The organism is Pontibacter actiniarum (genome assembly GCF_003585765.1).
Taxonomy (GTDB): Bacteria; Bacteroidota; Bacteroidia; order Cytophagales; family Hymenobacteraceae; genus Pontibacter; species Pontibacter actiniarum.
This window is the reverse complement of record NZ_CP021235.1, coordinates 2145397-2160750: the sequence shown is the minus strand read 5'-3', so window position 1 is coordinate 2160750 and position 15354 is coordinate 2145397. Positions and strand designations below refer to the sequence as shown.

17 protein-coding genes are annotated in these 15354 nt (G+C 54.7%); 8 read left to right on the top strand and 9 right to left on the bottom strand.

Annotation, left to right across the window (positions count from 1 at the left end; translation table 11 throughout):
• The first annotated feature begins 46 nt into the window (after nucleotides 1-46).
• Complete coding sequence (locus CA264_RS09265; protein ID WP_025606566.1) at nucleotides 47-892, top strand: hydroxymethylglutaryl-CoA lyase; 846 nt, start codon at nucleotides 47-49, stop codon at nucleotides 890-892.
• A gap of 3 nt (nucleotides 893-895) precedes the next feature.
• Nucleotides 896-1636 carry a (Fe-S)-binding protein gene (locus CA264_RS09260; protein WP_036775989.1) on the top strand — a complete coding sequence of 247 codons (741 nt, stop codon included), beginning with the start codon at nucleotides 896-898 and terminating at the stop codon, nucleotides 1634-1636.
• Nucleotides 1637-1837: 201 nt separating this feature from the next.
• Here the strand turns inward: CA264_RS09260 and CA264_RS09255 are convergent, their stop codons facing one another.
• The 3 genes from CA264_RS09255 to CA264_RS09245 all read right to left on the bottom strand — a co-directional run bounded on the left by CA264_RS09255 (nucleotide 1838) and on the right by CA264_RS09245 (nucleotide 4026).
• Nucleotides 1838-2161 carry a 2Fe-2S iron-sulfur cluster-binding protein gene (locus CA264_RS09255; RefSeq protein ID WP_025606563.1) on the bottom strand — a complete coding sequence of 108 codons (324 nt, stop codon included), beginning with the start codon at nucleotides 2159-2161 and terminating at the stop codon, nucleotides 1838-1840.
• Nucleotides 2158-3174 (bottom strand): NAD(P)/FAD-dependent oxidoreductase, encoded by a 1017-nt coding sequence (locus CA264_RS09250; RefSeq protein ID WP_036775986.1) that lies wholly within the window; start codon nucleotides 3172-3174, stop codon nucleotides 2158-2160. Before CA264_RS09250 ends, CA264_RS09255 begins: the two co-directional genes overlap by 4 nt.
• 114 nt (nucleotides 3175-3288) lie before the next feature.
• Entirely contained in the window at nucleotides 3289-4026 is a 738-nt protein-coding gene (locus CA264_RS09245) for a DUF72 domain-containing protein (protein WP_025606559.1), read from the bottom strand.
• Between the two features lie 239 nt (nucleotides 4027-4265).
• On the opposite strand from CA264_RS09245, the gene CA264_RS09240 reads away from it, so the two are divergent.
• The 3 genes from CA264_RS09240 to CA264_RS09230 all read left to right on the top strand — a co-directional run bounded on the left by CA264_RS09240 (nucleotide 4266) and on the right by CA264_RS09230 (nucleotide 7934).
• Nucleotides 4266-4886: a hypothetical protein gene (locus tag CA264_RS09240; protein ID WP_025606557.1), complete on the top strand. Its 621-nt coding sequence runs from the start codon at nucleotides 4266-4268 to the stop codon at nucleotides 4884-4886.
• A gap of 140 nt (nucleotides 4887-5026) precedes the next feature.
• Complete coding sequence (locus CA264_RS09235) at nucleotides 5027-5794, top strand: hypothetical protein (RefSeq protein ID WP_025606556.1); 768 nt, start codon at nucleotides 5027-5029, stop codon at nucleotides 5792-5794.
• A gap of 154 nt (nucleotides 5795-5948) precedes the next feature.
• A complete protein-coding gene (locus CA264_RS09230) occupies nucleotides 5949-7934 on the top strand; it encodes a PAS domain-containing protein (protein ID WP_025606554.1) in 1986 nt (661 codons plus the stop codon).
• Nucleotides 7935-7942: 8 nt separating this feature from the next.
• On the opposite strand, the gene CA264_RS09225 is transcribed toward CA264_RS09230, so the two are convergent.
• Nucleotides 7943-8278: a hypothetical protein gene (locus CA264_RS09225; RefSeq protein ID WP_025606552.1), complete on the bottom strand. Its 336-nt coding sequence runs from the start codon at nucleotides 8276-8278 to the stop codon at nucleotides 7943-7945.
• Complete coding sequence (locus tag CA264_RS09220; protein ID WP_071784600.1) at nucleotides 8275-8679, bottom strand: STAS domain-containing protein; 405 nt, start codon at nucleotides 8677-8679, stop codon at nucleotides 8275-8277. The genes CA264_RS09225 and CA264_RS09220 overlap by 4 nt, the downstream gene beginning before the upstream one ends.
• A gap of 490 nt (nucleotides 8680-9169) precedes the next feature.
• On the opposite strand from CA264_RS09220, the gene CA264_RS09215 reads away from it, so the two are divergent.
• Both CA264_RS09215 and CA264_RS09210 read left to right on the top strand, forming a co-directional pair.
• A complete protein-coding gene (locus CA264_RS09215) occupies nucleotides 9170-9820 on the top strand; it encodes a response regulator (protein WP_025606548.1) in 651 nt (216 codons plus the stop codon).
• A 143-nt stretch (nucleotides 9821-9963) separates the two neighbouring features.
• The gene (locus CA264_RS09210) at nucleotides 9964-10827 is read left to right on the top strand and encodes a pirin family protein (protein ID WP_025606546.1); all 864 of its coding nucleotides are present in this window, start codon (nucleotides 9964-9966) and stop codon (nucleotides 10825-10827) included.
• Between the two features lies 1 nt (nucleotide 10828).
• On the opposite strand, the gene CA264_RS09205 is transcribed toward CA264_RS09210, so the two are convergent.
• Nucleotides 10829-11233 carry a hypothetical protein gene (locus CA264_RS09205; protein ID WP_157593667.1) on the bottom strand — a complete coding sequence of 135 codons (405 nt, stop codon included), beginning with the start codon at nucleotides 11231-11233 and terminating at the stop codon, nucleotides 10829-10831.
• A 165-nt stretch (nucleotides 11234-11398) separates the two neighbouring features.
• On the opposite strand from CA264_RS09205, the gene CA264_RS09200 reads away from it, so the two are divergent.
• On the top strand, nucleotides 11399-12001 hold the full coding sequence (locus tag CA264_RS09200) for an AraC family transcriptional regulator (RefSeq protein ID WP_237151202.1): 603 nt from the start codon (nucleotides 11399-11401) through the stop codon (nucleotides 11999-12001).
• 142 nt (nucleotides 12002-12143) lie between these two features.
• Here CA264_RS09200 and CA264_RS09195 read toward each other — a convergent pair whose 3' ends face one another.
• The 3 genes from CA264_RS09195 to CA264_RS09185 all read right to left on the bottom strand — a co-directional run bounded on the left by CA264_RS09195 (nucleotide 12144) and on the right by CA264_RS09185 (nucleotide 15276).
• Nucleotides 12144-13556 carry an MBL fold metallo-hydrolase gene (locus CA264_RS09195; RefSeq protein ID WP_119570434.1) on the bottom strand — a complete coding sequence of 471 codons (1413 nt, stop codon included), beginning with the start codon at nucleotides 13554-13556 and terminating at the stop codon, nucleotides 12144-12146.
• A gap of 83 nt (nucleotides 13557-13639) precedes the next feature.
• Nucleotides 13640-14440, bottom strand: coding sequence for a sulfite exporter TauE/SafE family protein (locus tag CA264_RS09190; protein ID WP_025606540.1), 801 nt, complete (start codon nucleotides 14438-14440; stop codon nucleotides 13640-13642).
• A gap of 188 nt (nucleotides 14441-14628) precedes the next feature.
• Nucleotides 14629-15276, bottom strand: coding sequence for a Crp/Fnr family transcriptional regulator (locus CA264_RS09185; protein ID WP_025606539.1), 648 nt, complete (start codon nucleotides 15274-15276; stop codon nucleotides 14629-14631).
• Between the last annotated feature and the right edge of the window lie 78 nt (nucleotides 15277-15354).

The following is a 15354-nucleotide window of genomic DNA, read 5'->3' as shown; positions in this document are numbered from 1 at the left end:
GGGTGAGGCCGGTGCAGGCCCTGCTTAACAAACTTGCAAAAACACTATGAAAATAATTGAGTGCCCACGCGATGCCATGCAAGGCATCCGGGAGTTTATACCTACCGCGCTAAAGGCAAAGTATATCAACCAGCTGCTCAAGGTTGGCTTCGACACCATTGACTTCGGCAGCTTTGTATCGCCCAAGGCCATCCCGCAGATGCGCGATACTGCCGAGGTATTGGGAAAGCTGGACCTGGAGAACACCTCCTCCAAGCTGCTTGCGATTATCGCCAACACCCGCGGTGCCGAGGATGCCGCGCAGTTTGAGCAGATCGACTACCTGGGCTTTCCACTCTCGGTGTCGGAGACGTTTCAGCAGCGCAACACCAACAAAAGTGTAGCCGAGGCCATGCAACAGCTGGCCCGCATCCAGGAGATTTGCCAGAAAAGCGGGAAGACACTGGTTACCTATATCTCCATGGGCTTCGGTAACCCTTACAACGACCCCTGGGATGTGGACACGGTGATCGGGTTTGTGCAGGAGCTGGACAAGCTGCAGGTAAAAATTGTGTCGCTGTCGGATACCATTGGCGTGGCGACACCGGCCAACATCACCTACCTGTTCAGCCATCTGATCCCGGCCTTTGAGCACATTGAGTTTGGGGCGCACCTGCATACAACCCCTGCCACCTGGCAGGAGAAGGTCGCGGCTGCGTATGAGGCTGGCTGCCGCCGCTTTGATGGCGCCCTGCGCGGCTACGGGGGCTGCCCAATGGCGAAAGATGAACTGGTGGGCAACATGGCCACAGAAAATTTGGTGGGCTTCTTCGAAAATAAAGGTGTAAATTTGAGCCTCAACAAACCCGCCCTGCAGGTTGCAATGGCCGAGTCAGGAGCTGTGTTTCTATAACCTATGGCAAGCAGAACAATAGTAGATATTTTTGTGCCGTGCTTCGTCGATCAGCTGTTCCCGGATACTGCCATGAACATGGTGAAGGTGCTGGAGAAGGCAGGCTGCGAAGTGCGCTATAACCCCAACCAGACCTGCTGCGGGCAACCCGCCTTCAACGCTGGTTTCTTCAACGAGGCCCGGGAAGTGGCCGATAAGTTCCTGGATGATTTCTCCAGTGAGACATCCCATTACATCGTGGCTCCTTCGGCCTCTTGTGTGGGCATGGTACGCAACGCCTACCAGGATATCTTCGTGAAGTCGTCGAAGTTGGTGAAGTACCGCGCCATGCAGAAGAAGGTGTACGAACTGACGGAGTTCCTGACGGATGTGATGGGTATTACGCGTATTGACGGCGCCGCCCTGCCGGGCAGGTACACCTACCATGACTCCTGCAGTGCGCTGCGGGAGTGCGGCATTAAAGCAGGACCGCGCGAACTGCTAAGCAATGTGGCCGGGCTGGAACTGGTGGAGATGGAAGACAGCGAAACCTGCTGCGGCTTTGGTGGTACGTTTGCCGTTAAGTTTGAAGCTATCTCTACCGCTATGGCCGAGCAGAAGGTAGACAACGCCATAGCGACCGGTGCCGATTACATCGTTTCCACTGACAGCAGCTGCCTGATGCACCTGGAGGCCTACATCCAGAAGCAGAACAAGCCAATCAAAACCATGCACATTGCCGATGTGCTGGCGAGCGGGTGGTAAGTATAAGGGGATACCTTTTCTTGAAAGCATAAAAGCGAAGGCCTGTGCAAGTATAGTTTGCACAGGCCTTCGCTTTTATGCTTTGGGCATTAGTATTCTCCCTGACTTGGCTATGTCCAAGGCTGTGATGCAGCCGCAAAAAAGAAGAGGTGCCACGGCCGTGGCACCTCTTCCTGTATAAAAAGTATAAGGTAGTTGCTACTATGCCTCCGGCATAATGCGCACCACCAGCCCGTCAAGCTCAGGCGTTACGCGCAGCTGGCACGAGAGGCGGCTGGTGTCGGTAGCGTGGGGAAGCGTTTCGAGCATATAAGCCTCGTCGTCGCTCATGTCAGGAAGCTCTCCGCTTTGCAGCACCTCTACATGGCAGGTGGCACAAATGGCCATGCCGCCGCATACGGCCTGCACCGGGAACTCATTTGCCTTCAGCACCTCCATAACAGACAGGTTCATGTCCAGCGGGGCCTCCAGTTCTATGCGCTCGCCGCCGTCCTGCTCCACATATATGTTTATTGCGTCTTTCATGCCTGTAGCTCCTGTATCCCGTTTACGGTTGTATACTTTAACACAAACTTCTTATCAGGGTAAATGATATTGTAAGCGCTCTGGGCCATCAGGGCTGCCTCGTGGAAGCCGCAAAGTATAAGCTTGAGTTTACCGGGATAAGTGTTGATGTCGCCGATGGCATAGATGCCGGGAATGTTGGTAGAGTAATCCTCGGTGTTCACCAGAATGGCATTCTTCTCCAGCTCCAGCCCCCAGTCCTCGATTGGCCCCAGCTTGGGAACAAGCCCGAAGAGCGGGATGAAGTTGTCCACCTCGATCTGGTGCGGGGTCGTGTTGTCTACCATCACCGTAACGGCCTCCAGCTTCTCCTCACCATGCACCTCTGTTACATTAGATTTAAGGATGAGGTTGATCTGGCCCTCTTCGGCCATGCTAAGCACCTTGGCGGCCGACTCCGGCGCGCCTCTGAAGGTCGTGCCGCGGTGTACCAGGGTCAGCTCCTTGCAAAGGCCTGCCATAAAGATGGTCCAGTCCAGGGCTGAGTCACCGCCGCCAGAAATCACGACGCGCTTATCGCGGAAGTGCTCCGGGTCGCGCACCATATACTCCACGCCGTTTTTCTCATACTTGTCCAGGTGCTCAATCGCAGGCTTGCGCGGCTCAAAGGAGCCGAGGCCACCGGCAATCACCACCACCTTGCAGGCAATCTCGGTGCCTGCCACTGTGCGCACGATAAAAGAGCCGTCGTCCAGTTTTTCCAGGTCGTCTACGCGCTCTCCCAAGGTAAACGTAGGGTGGAAAGGAGCAATCTGCTGTTCCAGGTTCTTAACAAGGTCTCCTGCCAGCACCTCCGGGAAACCAGGGATATCGTAAATAGGTTTTTTAGGATAAATCTCAGAAAGCTGACCGCCAACGGCAGGCAGCGCATCTACTACATGGCAACGCATTTTTAGCAGGCCAGCCTCAAACACGGCAAAAAGGCCTACCGGGCCAGCACCCACAATGCATATATCCGTTGTTATTTTGTCCATAGGATGATGTTATGGTTACTAATCTTGTGTAAAGTAAAGGTAGCCACCAATCGGCAGCTTCCATAGAATAAATTAAGTTTTCTCGTTTGTTTCTGTACAATTTTCACACCAGAATTATACCTGCCTTTGCCCGACGATTTCCTGTAGCCGGAGTGCGTTAAAGGCCGCGTAGCCCAGCTGGTCGTTGTCGAAATAAAGGTACACTTCCAGCCCCTGCCGCTGCCATTCCAGGCATTGGTTTGCCCACCACTGCAGTGCCTCTTCGGAGTAAGACCCGGCGTACTTGCCGTCAGGGCCATGCAGGCGTACGTACACAAAGTCAGCCGTGAGGTGGAGGGGCGACATGTGGTGCGCCAGTTCATAAATACAAAAAGCGGCGTTATGTTTTCGGAGGAGCGCCAAAACTTCTTCGGTGTACCAGCTGGGGTGCCTGAACTCGAAGGTGTACTTATAGTAGGGGGGCAGCAGTGCCATAAAGTCAGACAGGCGCTCCAGGTTTACCTTCCAGGCCGGCGGCAGCTGGAAGAGCACCGGGCCCAGCTTATGCTCCAGGGCATCGGCACTGCCGAAGAACCGGCTCAGGCTCTCCTGTGGGTCCTTCAGCTTTTTCATGTGGGTCATGTAGCGGCTGGCCTTCACCGCGAAAATGAAGTCGTCGGGTACTGCCTGGCGCCAACCGGCAAAGGTCTCCGGCGTGGGGAGCTTGTAAAAGGAGTTGTTGATCTCCACCGTGCTGAAGAACCGGATGTAGTAACCGTTGAACTCCCTTGGTTTCAGGCCGGCTGGGTAGAAGTTGCCCATCCAGTGCTTGTAGTGCCAGCCTGAAGTGCCGATGTGTATCTGTTTATCCATGTGCGCTTTTGTACATCCGAAGGGGTATACTACTTACGCGGCCACAGTGTTTGGCGGTCCCCGCCGGAGCAGGGGGCTACGGCTCGGTGAGGTTTGATAAATCCTATATTATACGCAGGAGAGCAGGATTTTAGGCGTATGCTGAGGGGCTTCTGCTTGAATAAGGTTTTTTTATGGGTAAATACAGATTTTTTTGAAGTATAAATACCAACCAGCAGTTGAACCGGCCGTTAAAAGGGATGAATTACATTCTAATTTACTACATCATGAACACGGACTATCTAAACGACCAAAACAGCTCGAAAGGCCAGAGGGCGTACGGCGCTGGTAATGAGCAGGACAGAAATAGCTACAGCCGCATGAGCACCGGCAAAAGTTGGAACCGCCCCGTGGGAAACGAGGGCAGTGGCAGCTACTATGGCCGCGACAACGCCAGCATGCGTGGTAACGACTACTACGGAACCCAGGGCTACAGCAACGACTACAACAGAAAGAACTACAGTGCCTCCACCTACGGGGCCAGAGCCGGCAGCGGCTACGGGGACACCAGCCCCCGCTCGAGAGGCAAGGCTGCAGCCCCGGCCGAGTTCCCGGACTACAGCAACCGCCCAACCTACGGCAGCTTTGCCGGAAGCCGGGACTATACCAACTTCATGGACCACAACTACGGCCGCAGTGCCGAGCGAAGCCGCTACAGCAGTGGTTACGATAACAGCATCGCCAACTACGGCAACACCGGCTATGGCTCCACCGGCTACAACAACCGTGACCTGGACCGAGAGCGGAGCGTTGGCGCCCGAAACAGGTACAGCTCGGCAAACCAGGGCCGTTACGGGGAAAACGATGGTCGCAGACGTTAGATAGTATTTCTTATATAAACAGCAAAGCCTGCCTTCCCGGCAGGCTTTGCTGTTTAGGGGAGCCCCGGCTGTTTAGAAACTGAATCATCAGCCCTGCGTTTAGAAAGGGAGTAAAACTATGTAAAACAAACTGACACAGTATGATGAGAGACGACAGAGAAAACCGGTATTTCCGAGGAGACACAGACCGTAACGACAGCAGATTTATGCGGGAGTACGAAGCCCGTTTTCGCGGTCAGGAGCACCCGCGCAGCCACAGCGACCGGCGAGGGAACGACTACGGCAACGAAGGCAGCTACCGCAGCCGCGACTATGGCATGGAGGACAACTACTATGAAAACACCCGCAGAGACCGCCGCAGCCTGGGAGACATACGCCAGGGCTACGGCTTCTCCAGCTTTGGGGACGCCTCCGACAGCTATGAAAACGATATGCACGATATGCAGCGGGAGCGCAATGCCCGCTACGACCAAGGCTACGGCAACGGCAGGCTAAGCGGCTACAGCGGCTCCGCGTTTGGAGGCGCCAACTATAGCGCGCACGGCGGTTACGGCGGTGCGGCAGACTACGGCGCTATGAGCGGGGCCAGGGGCAATATGGAAGACTATGTGTCTTCGTCTGGTTACGGAGGCGGAGGCTACGGCCACATGTACTCCAACAGGGGTGTTCCGGATTTCGGCAACTCGCGCCGCTCCAGTGATGAGGAGGGTTACAGCGGAAGAGAGTTAGGAAACACCTACACCAACAGGTATTACGACAGCGACCCGGGTGGGCAGCGCTCACCAGGCAGTAACCGCCGGCAGAGGGGCGCTTCGGACAGAGGCTACGATACCGGCGAAAGAAACTTTTACAACAGAGGAGACCGCACCGACCGGGGAGGCTACATCAACAAAGATATGAACTATTAAGTGTTTGAGATAAAAGCAGCCGCACCCGCCCACCAGCGGGTGCGGCTGCTTTTAGGGGCATGGGCAACTATAGGATGAAAAACGCTATATTTACTAATGCTGCCGCACGGTACGCTGCGGCCTTATTAAAAGTGCCTGAACACGCTGTACATATATGAAAAACGACCTACGTTCCTGTCTTCAGCAGGTCTCGCACGAGCAGGCCGCACCGGTTTCTGAAAGCCTGGAAAAACAGCTGCTGCAAAAAAATAAGGAGCTGCTGGAGCTAAACCAAAGGCTGTTGCAGGAAATCGAGGAGCGGAAGCGCGTGGAGCAGTCCCTGTTGCAGAGTGAGAGAAAGTACCGGAAAGTGGTGGAGAGTTCTTCGGATATTATCGGGCGCTTTGATAAGAACCTGCGGCACATATTCGTGAACGATGCGGTGGAGGCAGCCTTTGGGCTACCGAAGCAGCAGCTGATCGGGAAATCGCACCAGGAGCTCAACCTGCCGGAGTATGTGCTGCGGGAAACACGCGACAGGATACAGGAAGTGTTCCGGACCGGGCAGAAGGAAACCAGCATCACCTACCTGCCGACGCCGGAAGGGCTGCGCTGCTTCCACAGCGTGATTGAGCCTGAACTCAGCGAGGCGGGCACAGTGGAGACGGTGGTTGCCATAGGGCGCGACCTGACGATGGAAGCGCTAAAGGAGCAGATGCTGAACAGCGTGTTCGATAACACTAGGATTGGGATCACCTCCCTGCACGCCGTGCGCGATGAGCAAGGGCACATTGTTGATTTTGAGTGGATGCTGGCCAACAAAAGCGCTGCGGCTATACTTGGGCAAAGTTCGTCAGAGCTGATAAACAAGCGCATCCTTAGCCTCTTTCCCGGCATAAAAGCCACAGGCCTCTTCGATTTTATGGTGCAGGTGGTGGAGCAGGGCGGAGCGCACAGCCAAAGCCTCTTCTATAACCACGAGCACTTAAACGCCTGGTTCGACTTGCTTATCTCAAAGCTTGCGGACGGCGTTATCCTCACTTTCGTGGATATTTCCGAGCAGCGCAAAACCGCGCTGGCGCTGAAACACACCAATCAGGAGCTGCTGCAGGAGGTGCAGGAGCGCAAAACTGCCGAGCGGCGGCTTCAGCAGGAGCATGAATTGCTCGAGCGCATTATAGAGCACTCCGTTGACTGTATCTGCGCCTTTGACGAAAGAGGGTACTACACCGCCTGGAACCGGATGATGGAGGTATACACCGGCTTTAAGCGGGAGCAGGTGCTGGGCAGGCATATCTTCGATGTCCACCCCCACCTAAAGGACACAAAGGTGGCCCAGAAGGTGAAACAGGTGCTGCAGGGCAGGAGCTGCCGCCTGAAGGCAGTGCCTTTTATGCAGCGCCCCGGCTCGTACGAGCTCAACCTCGTTCCTACTTTTGATGCAGAGCAGCAGCAGACGGGGGGAATCATCTTTATGCGCGACTTGGCGGAAAGCCTGAAGCTAAAGGAGATGACGATACAGCACCGCCTGTCGCAGCAGAAGAATAACCTGCAAGTGGTGCTGCAAACCCAGGAGGAGGAGCGGAAGCGCATAGCAGAGGCACTGCACAACGGTCTGGGGCAGCTGCTCTATGGCATAAAACTGCACCTGGAGCAGGCAAAGGGTGCCGGTACGGGAGCAGTGGCCAGAATTCAGGAAATAGCACTGCTGCTGGAGGAGGCCATCACCGAAACGCGTACGATCTCTTTTGAACTGATGCCCTCCATTCTGCAGGATTTCGGCCTGGAGGTGGCACTGCAGGAGTTTTGCAAAAAGCTGTCGCGGACGCATATTACAATCAACCTGAAGGAGTACAATGCAGCGGCTCGCTTTGATGCGAACCTGGAGATAGCCGTGTACCGTATGGTGCAGGAGCTGGTGAACAACTGTATCAAGCATGCCGGGGCAACCCTGGTTGAGATTGAGGTGGTGCAGGCAAAAGGAAAACTGCGCTTGCAGGTGCGCGACAACGGCAAGGGGGCGGACACGGCCAAGCTGAAGAAATGCGACGGTATTGGCCTGCGCAGCATCAGGAACCGTCTGAAGCTGCTGAACGGGAGGCTCAGAATAAACGCGGAGGCTGGCAAAGGTACCGCCGTAACGCTGCAGGTGCCACTGTAGGAATGCCGTTAGCTTTCGTCTTGCTGCGTTGCAACGCTTGTGTCGGCCACAGAAAGCGCCACATCGAGGTGATGTTTGGCCAGCAGGCTATGCAGGTAAGGCGTCAGGCTGGTAAACAAAAGCGTAATGTTCTTCTCTTCCAGCACATGCTGGTACAGGGTGAGGTTGGTCAGTACGGGTAACTCCACATCGGTTAGCTCGGCACAGTTTATCCATATCTCCCTGATATCCTCTGCCAGGGCGAGCTTAAATATGCGCTTTAGCTTAAAGAGCCCTGCCGCTGTCAAAACTCCCTGCAGCGAAATGTGGCAAAGGCCGTTACGAAACGTATAGGTTGTCTTCATAATTGCTTGCCTTCTGTACCTGAATCGGATGCGTTTGCAAGTTGTAAAGCCTCCTGCTCCGTCTGCACGCTTTGCATAACCCGCTCAAGGCCAAGTATAGAGAATACGTTTTTAATCTTCGGCTGCAGCCCAAACAGGATGAACGGTATGCCTGTTTGCTGACACGTATGAAAAGCGGAAAGAAACACCCCCAGGCCAGCCGAGGAAACGTAGCGGAGGCCGTTGCAGTCGATGAGGAGGAAACGGATCGGCTGAGCCAGGGCCGCCGTCAGCGTATCATCTGCGGCAACGGCGGTGTTGGCATCCAGCTCACCCGTTATGCGCAGAATCAGCCCATCCTGCTGCTGCTCACTCGTAGCATCGAAAGACTTTTGGCCTCCTGTGTCGTTGCCTGTTTTCATTTTTAGTTTATGGTTCGTGCGCATCAGGTTCTTTAAGTCCCTGTCACGCGCCTTTGTTTTTTCGCCGGCTTTACTTTGGTAGATAAAAGAAGAGCGAGCTGAAAACAGAGGGGAACGTCGGGTAAAGAGCAGGCTCATTTACAGGCCTATGCAAATATAAAGAGCTACAATAACTATAGTTCAGGTGTTAAACACGTAAATATAACAGTTTTAATACTGATTTTGCCCGTTTTTCAACATGATTAAGTAGTAATAATTATATATTTGATGAGATCATAGTCGGATTTTGAAGCGTATTAAAACCTATAGTGCTATTTTAATCGGCTTTGCCATTGCGGTGCGATGCAGACGGGCTGTTGTTCCTTTTTAAAGGGAGGAAGGGCTGAGCAGGCAAGGCACTTATAATTTATTGTGACACAAACAGTACCAGGCAGTACGACAAAATAATATTGCATCAACTATTGAAAGAAACAGACTTACGATTACTCCTATGGTTAGATTGATTCTTGCTGATGACCATAAGCTGATACGCGACGGTGTGAAGGCACTGTTAGACGGGCAGCCCGATGGCGTAGACATTGTGGGGGAGGCGGCCAGCGGCAAAGAGCTGGTGGAAATACTGGGGCATGCGGCAGCGGATGTAGTGCTGCTGGACATCAACATGCCTGACATGGACGGCTTTGAAGCCCTGCGCCTGGTGAAACAGCAACACCCCGATGTAAAGGTACTGGTGCTGTCAATGCTGGACCATGAGCGCTATGTGCACCAGATGATGGAGCTGGGGGCATCGGGATACGTGCTGAAGAACGCAGGGAAAGAGGAGTTGCGGCTGGCGATTAAGCTGGTGGCCAACGGCACAACCTATATCAGCTCCCATGTTACTCTCGACCTGCTTCGGAAGGCCAGCTATACCATGCAGCAGGACCAGCCAAAGGAGAGACCGCACAAAGAACTGTCTAAGCGCGAGCTGGAGGTGCTGAACCTGATTTCAGAAGGCTATACCAACGCCGATATCGCCGAAAAGCTCTTCACCAGCAAACGCACCATTGAAACGCACCGGCAGAACCTGCTGGAGAAAACCCACACCAAGAATACCGCTGCGCTCATAAAGTACGCGGTGCTGAACGGCATCATCAACTAGTATAATTTGCGCTGCAACAGAAAGGGCCGGTAAGTAGTACCGGCCCTTTCTGTTGCAGCGCCGCCCATCGTGTCGGCGGCAGAAGCAAAGATGAAACATATGCTCTTGTAACCTGTTTTACAGTATTAAACTACATAGATGATATGGAAGACAGAACCGTGGCCCGCTTGCTTTACGCCGAAACCGTGGATATGGGCGGCATGCCCGTACGGCAGCCTTTCCCGACGCAGCAAGTAGCCCAGATAGATCCGTTCCTGCTGCTGCACCACCACGTTACTGAAATGCCCAAAGGGGTAGTGCCCCGTAAAACGGGCGTGGGGCCGCATCCGCACCGGGGCTTTTCGCCGGTTACCTTTGTGTACCGTGGCGGCGTGCACCACCGGGACTCGAGGGGTAACAACAGCGTGGTGTACGCCGGCGGCACGCAGTGGATGAACGCAGGCCGCGGGGTTGTGCACAGCGAGCGGCCGCCCAGCGACATCATGTCACACGGGGGAGTGCAGGAGATCGTGCAGCTGTGGGTAAACACTCCCGCAGCTAATAAAATGGATCAGCCGGCCTACATGCCGCTGCAGGAGCAGGATACCCCCGTGGTCGAGTCTGAAGGTGTGAAAATACAGGTTGTAGCCGGCACCTTCGAAGGTGTGAGAGGGCCAATAGCCACTGTTTCGCCGGTGCTGGCGCTGCGGCTGACGCTACAAGCCGGGGCTGGCTACACGCTGCCGCTGCCGCAGGACTACAACGCCTTTCTGTACCTGCTGGACGGTGCGCTGCAACTAAAGGGTTTTGGCTTGGTGGAGGGGCTGCACCAGGTGGTGTTTAACCAGGACGGGGAAAGTATCACCGTAACGGCAAAGGAAGACACCCGGGCCCTGCTGATGGCGGGTAAACCCTTGGGAGAACCGGTGGTCGCCAACGGCCCTTTTGTGATGAACACCGAAACGCAGCTTATGCAGGCAATGCGCGATTACCAGATGGGCAAGATGGGCATACTGATCGAAGACTAGGTTAGTCCTGCAGGAACAGCCAGCTAAGTGCCGCCTCTATGGAGGTAAACTGCTCTATTTGCGTTTTGAGGCTGTACTCGCTCTGTGCCTTCTCTATTACCTGCTCAAAAGAGATATAGGTAAACACATCAGGCTGCACCACCCGGCCAACTTTGCTGAGGTTGCCGTGCAGCAGGCCCGGAACCAGCTCCCTCTTGAGCCACTGCTGGTCCTCAAACGTGATGTGGGCAAGCTTGCGTGAGTCCACCAGCCAAAGGTTGATATCACGCTGAATAATGAGGCGCTGTATGTAGCACAGGCCCGTTCTGTACTCCGGGCTACTGGTGCTGCGCAGCCACTCCGAATGCAGCAGGCGGCCTTCTTCTGCAACATGTATCTGGAGGAAGTCGGGAGGAGGAGGTATCATAGAAGGAAGCATCAGGCACAAAAATAAGCAACAACAGTGTATTTAGAACAAGGTATAGTGCAGCTTATTGCCAGGCGTGCTTTTTTAGTTTAGTGCGGGCGGGCGTATGCAGCTTGTGGTGTGGGGGTTGGGGAATAAATTATTAGCAAAGGAGCGTTATTACCTATGGCAGTTTCTTATTTTTACGGCATGGCAAGTATAAAAATCTACATAAAAAATATGGTGTGCGACCGCTGCAAGCGTGTGGTGGCAGAAGAGCTACAGCGCCTGGGCTACACGGTGTTGCAGGTTGGGCTGGGAGAGGCCGAACTGGCCAGCGATAAGGATCAGCTGAACATGGAGGAGGTCCGGGAGGTGCTGCAGAGCAATGGGTTTGAGCTGCTGGACGACCGGAAGACACAGCTGATCGAAAAGGTAAAGCTGGCCATCATAGAACTGGTGCACAGAACAGGGGAGCAGGAGCTGCACGTGAACACGTCGGACTACATAGCCGAGAAGGTTGGCCTGGACTATAACTATATCAGCTCCCTGTTCTCCTCCTTTGAAGGCACCACCATAGAGAAGTACCTGATTCTGCAGCGCATTGAGCGGGTAAAGGAGTTGCTGGTTTACGATGAGCTGAGCCTAAAGGAAATCGCGTACGAGCTTGGCTACAGCAGTGTAGCCCACCTATCCAGCCAGTTTAAGAAGGTTACCGGCCTTACGCCAAGCCACTTTAAACAGGTTAAAACGGATAAGCGCACCACCCTGGATAAAGTGCAGGGCTGATAAGCTAGCGGCAACCCGCTGGCAAGTATAGCCCGGGCAGCTGACCTGGCTATTTTTGTGCTGCAGGTCAAGTATAAAGTATAAAGCCGGTGATAGAATTCTATCGCCGGCTTTATACTTTAAGTAAGCCTGTAAGCAGCTGCTATTTCAGAGTGCTTGGGCACACGAAGCTGGTGCGGGGCATATTAGTTTCTGCAATGGCCTTGTACCCTCCCTGCACGTCTACCAGGTTATCGAAGCCGCGCGCTTTCAGTATAGAAGCGGCAATCATGGAGCGGTAGCCGCCAGCGCAGTGTATGTACAGCGTTTTGTCTTTCGGAAGTTCGGACAGCTGCTCATTCAGGTAATCGAGCGGGTGGGGCGCGGCTGTCTCCAGGTGCTCAGCCTGGAACTCTCCCGGCTTGCGCACATCTACAATGGCAATGTCCTTGTCTTCCGTGTAACGCTTGGCCAGCTCCTGGGCAGGTATGGAGACAATGGTGTCAACCTCTTTGCCGGCTGCCCTCCAGGCCTCCATGCCCCCTTTCAGGTAGCCCAGCGCGTGGTCGAAGCCGACGCGGGCAAGGCGTGTCACCACCTCTTCCTCGCGGCCCTCCTCGGCCAGGAAAAGGATTGGCTGCTTGATGTCCGGGATCAACGCGCCTACCCACGGGGCAAACCCCCCATCAATGCCGATGTTGATGGCGTTCGGGATAAAGGCTTTGGCGAAGTCCTGCGGCTTGCGCGTATCCAGCACCAGTGCCCCGGTTTCATTGGCTGCCGCCTCAAAAGCCTCCGGAGAGAGTGCCTGTAGCCCCTGCTGCATCACCTTATCTATACTTTCGTACCCGTCGCGGTTCATCTGCACGTTAAACGGAAAGTAGCCCGGGGGGGGGAGTAAGCCTGCCGTGACCTCTTTCACAAACTCATCCTGCGTCATGTCGGTGCGCAGGGCGTAATTGTTTTTCTTTTGGTTGCCCAGGGTATCGCTGGTTTCCTTGCTCATGTTCTTGCCGCAGGCAGATCCCGCGCCATGGGCCGGGTACACGATCACCTCATCGGCTAAAGGCATGATCTTGTTGCGCAGAGACTGGTACAGGTACTGCGCCAGCTGCTCTTCCGTCAGGTCCGATTTTACGGCCAGGTCCGGGCGGCCCACATCTCCGATAAAGAGCGTGTCACCGGTGAAGATCGCGTAGTCCTTGCCCTGCTCATCCTTTAGCAGGTAAGTGGTTGACTCCATGGTGTGGCCCGGCGTGTGCAGAACCTTAATTGTGACATCCCCCACCTTCAGTTCCTCCCCGTCCGCAGCGATGCGGGCCGCGAAGGCCGGTTGCGCGTTGGGGCCGAAAACGATTTCTGCACCGGTAGCCTTGGCCAGGTCCACGTGCCCGGATACAAAATCCGCGTGGAAGTGCGTCTCCAGGACGTACTTAATGCTGGCACCGTCCTTTTCAGCCTTGTCCAGGTACGGTTTTATCTCGCGCAGGGGGTCCACAATGGCTACTTCTCCTTTGCTTTCGATGTAGTAAGCCCCTTGCGCCAGGCATCCGGTATAAATCTGTTCTACTTTCATGGTCTTCGGTAGTTTTTGATGATCATTGCAAATATCGGCATAATAATTTTGATGCACAGTGACCTTTGTCACCGGGAGGAGGGCTAGTGCAGAAACAACTCCCGTATGAGAATGTAAACGCCCATGGCGAGCACAAACCAGCCAAAGCCACGCTTCAGCTTCTCGCCCCTGATGTGGTTGGAGAGCGCTGACCCGATGAAAATACCCAACACCGAGAGGGCAGAGAAGGTCATCAGAAAGCTCCAGTTGATATCATAGTTGAAAATATCGCCTACAAAGCCCAGCAGGGAGTTGGCCGCTATAATGAAAAGCGATGTGCCAACGGCCATCTTCATGTCGAGGCCGGTAAAGAGCACCAGCGCCGGAATGATGAGAAAGCCCCCGCCGGCCCCCACTAAGCCCGAAATAAAGCCAACTCCCGTGCCCTGCAGCAACACGGGCAGGTAACTGGTCTCCTGCTCCTCCCGGCCGGCCGGGGCAGGCTTGTAGTTGTTCTTCCGGATCATGCTGAACGAGGCCAGCACCATCAGAACGGCAAACAGGATCATCAGCAGGATGCCTTTGGTGATGTGAAGCCCGAAAAGCGTAACAACATCCTCGGGGATGGCGGGCACTACGTAACGCCGCGTCAGAAACACTGTGAGCAGCGACGGAGCACCGAAAATAACGGCCGTCTGGAAGTTTACCAGCCCTTTGCGGTAAAAGTTGAAGCTGCCGACCATGCTCGTGAGCCCCACCACAAACAGCGAGTATGCGGTGGAGATGACCGGGTTCAGCCGCATGAGGTACACCAGGATCGGTACGGTAAGTATAGAGCCGCCGCTTCCTGTTAAGCCCAGCGATAGGCCGATGAAAATGGCAGCCAGATATCCTAAAATTTCCATAGAGGTTGTGTTTAAAGGGAGCGCATATTTTAAACGTAGCCTTTGAGCTGTACAGAGTATTCTCAGTATTCTGAAGCCCGCATTTGCGCGGTCAGCAACAAAGCTTTTACATGCTCTGGTACAAAGGTACGGGTATGTACGGCCGGTGTCGGTGACATGTGTCACACAGCCTGGCCAGGTGAGGGTGGCTATGTCATTTCCAGGTTCTTTATTTCGATGTGGCTGCGGTGGAGTGCCAGGGCACCGCGCTGCTCCAGCTTTTTGAGCAGCCGTGAGATAACCTCGCGGGAGCTGTTCAGGTCGGTGGCTATTTGCTGGTGGGAGAGCCTAACCTCCGGCCCGAGCGTTTGCAGGTGCCGGCGCAGGTAAAAGACCAGGCGCTCGTCCAGTGCTTTAAAGGCGATACTGTCCAGGGTGAGCAGCAGCTCCTCGAAGCGCTGGCGGTAAGAGCCGATCACAAAGTTGTGCCAGCTTTTATACTTGCCCAGCCACTGTTCCGTCAGGTGCTGTGGCACCAGCACGGCTTCTGATTCCTGCACCGCCCTGGCCATCACCTGGCTTTTTTCGTTGCGGGCGGTGCACATCATGGAGAGGGCGCAGGCGTTGCCGGGCTCCACGTAGTACATCAGAAACTCGTTGCCCTCGTCATCTTCGCGGTAGATTTTCATCAGGCCGCTTAGCAGCAGGAGAGAGGAGCGCAGGTACTGCCCGGTGCGAATCATCTGTTCGCCTTCGGAGAAGCTGCGGATGGTGCTTTGGCTTTCGATGTCATGCAGGAGCGGCGCTTCGAACTGAGGGAAGCGTTGGTGCAGGAGTTCTCGGTGGTTGTCTTCCATGTTGGGCTGCTTGGTACGTCCGATGTAAAGTATAAAAGTATAAAAAATAAAGGCAAACCCCACGCCGGCCTTCCGTCA

Excerpts from the sequence above, each read along its gene's own strand:
- CA264_RS09265 (WP_025606566.1), top strand. The coding sequence starts at position 47 with ATGAAAATAATTGAGTGCCCACGCGATGCCATGCAAGGCATCCGGGAG.
- CA264_RS09260 (WP_036775989.1), top strand. The coding sequence starts at position 896 with ATGGCAAGCAGAACAATAGTAGATATTTTTGTGCCGTGCTTCGTCGAT.
- CA264_RS09255 (WP_025606563.1), bottom strand. The coding sequence starts at position 2,161 with ATGAAAGACGCAATAAACATATATGTGGAGCAGGACGGCGGCGAGCGC.
- CA264_RS09250 (WP_036775986.1), bottom strand. The coding sequence starts at position 3,174 with ATGGACAAAATAACAACGGATATATGCATTGTGGGTGCTGGCCCGGTA.
- CA264_RS09245 (WP_025606559.1), bottom strand. The coding sequence starts at position 4,026 with ATGGATAAACAGATACACATCGGCACTTCAGGCTGGCACTACAAGCAC.
- CA264_RS09240 (WP_025606557.1), top strand. The coding sequence starts at position 4,266 with ATGAATTACATTCTAATTTACTACATCATGAACACGGACTATCTAAAC.
- CA264_RS09235 (WP_025606556.1), top strand. The coding sequence starts at position 5,027 with ATGATGAGAGACGACAGAGAAAACCGGTATTTCCGAGGAGACACAGAC.
- CA264_RS09230 (WP_025606554.1), top strand. The coding sequence starts at position 5,949 with ATGAAAAACGACCTACGTTCCTGTCTTCAGCAGGTCTCGCACGAGCAG.
- CA264_RS09225 (WP_025606552.1), bottom strand. The coding sequence starts at position 8,278 with ATGAAGACAACCTATACGTTTCGTAACGGCCTTTGCCACATTTCGCTG.
- CA264_RS09220 (WP_071784600.1), bottom strand. The coding sequence starts at position 8,679 with ATGAAAACAGGCAACGACACAGGAGGCCAAAAGTCTTTCGATGCTACG.
- CA264_RS09215 (WP_025606548.1), top strand. The coding sequence starts at position 9,170 with ATGGTTAGATTGATTCTTGCTGATGACCATAAGCTGATACGCGACGGT.
- CA264_RS09210 (WP_025606546.1), top strand. The coding sequence starts at position 9,964 with ATGGAAGACAGAACCGTGGCCCGCTTGCTTTACGCCGAAACCGTGGAT.
- CA264_RS09205 (WP_157593667.1), bottom strand. The coding sequence starts at position 11,233 with ATGATACCTCCTCCTCCCGACTTCCTCCAGATACATGTTGCAGAAGAA.
- CA264_RS09200 (WP_237151202.1), top strand. The coding sequence starts at position 11,399 with ATGGCAGTTTCTTATTTTTACGGCATGGCAAGTATAAAAATCTACATA.
- CA264_RS09195 (WP_119570434.1), bottom strand. The coding sequence starts at position 13,556 with ATGAAAGTAGAACAGATTTATACCGGATGCCTGGCGCAAGGGGCTTAC.
- CA264_RS09190 (WP_025606540.1), bottom strand. The coding sequence starts at position 14,440 with ATGGAAATTTTAGGATATCTGGCTGCCATTTTCATCGGCCTATCGCTG.
- CA264_RS09185 (WP_025606539.1), bottom strand. The coding sequence starts at position 15,276 with ATGGAAGACAACCACCGAGAACTCCTGCACCAACGCTTCCCTCAGTTC.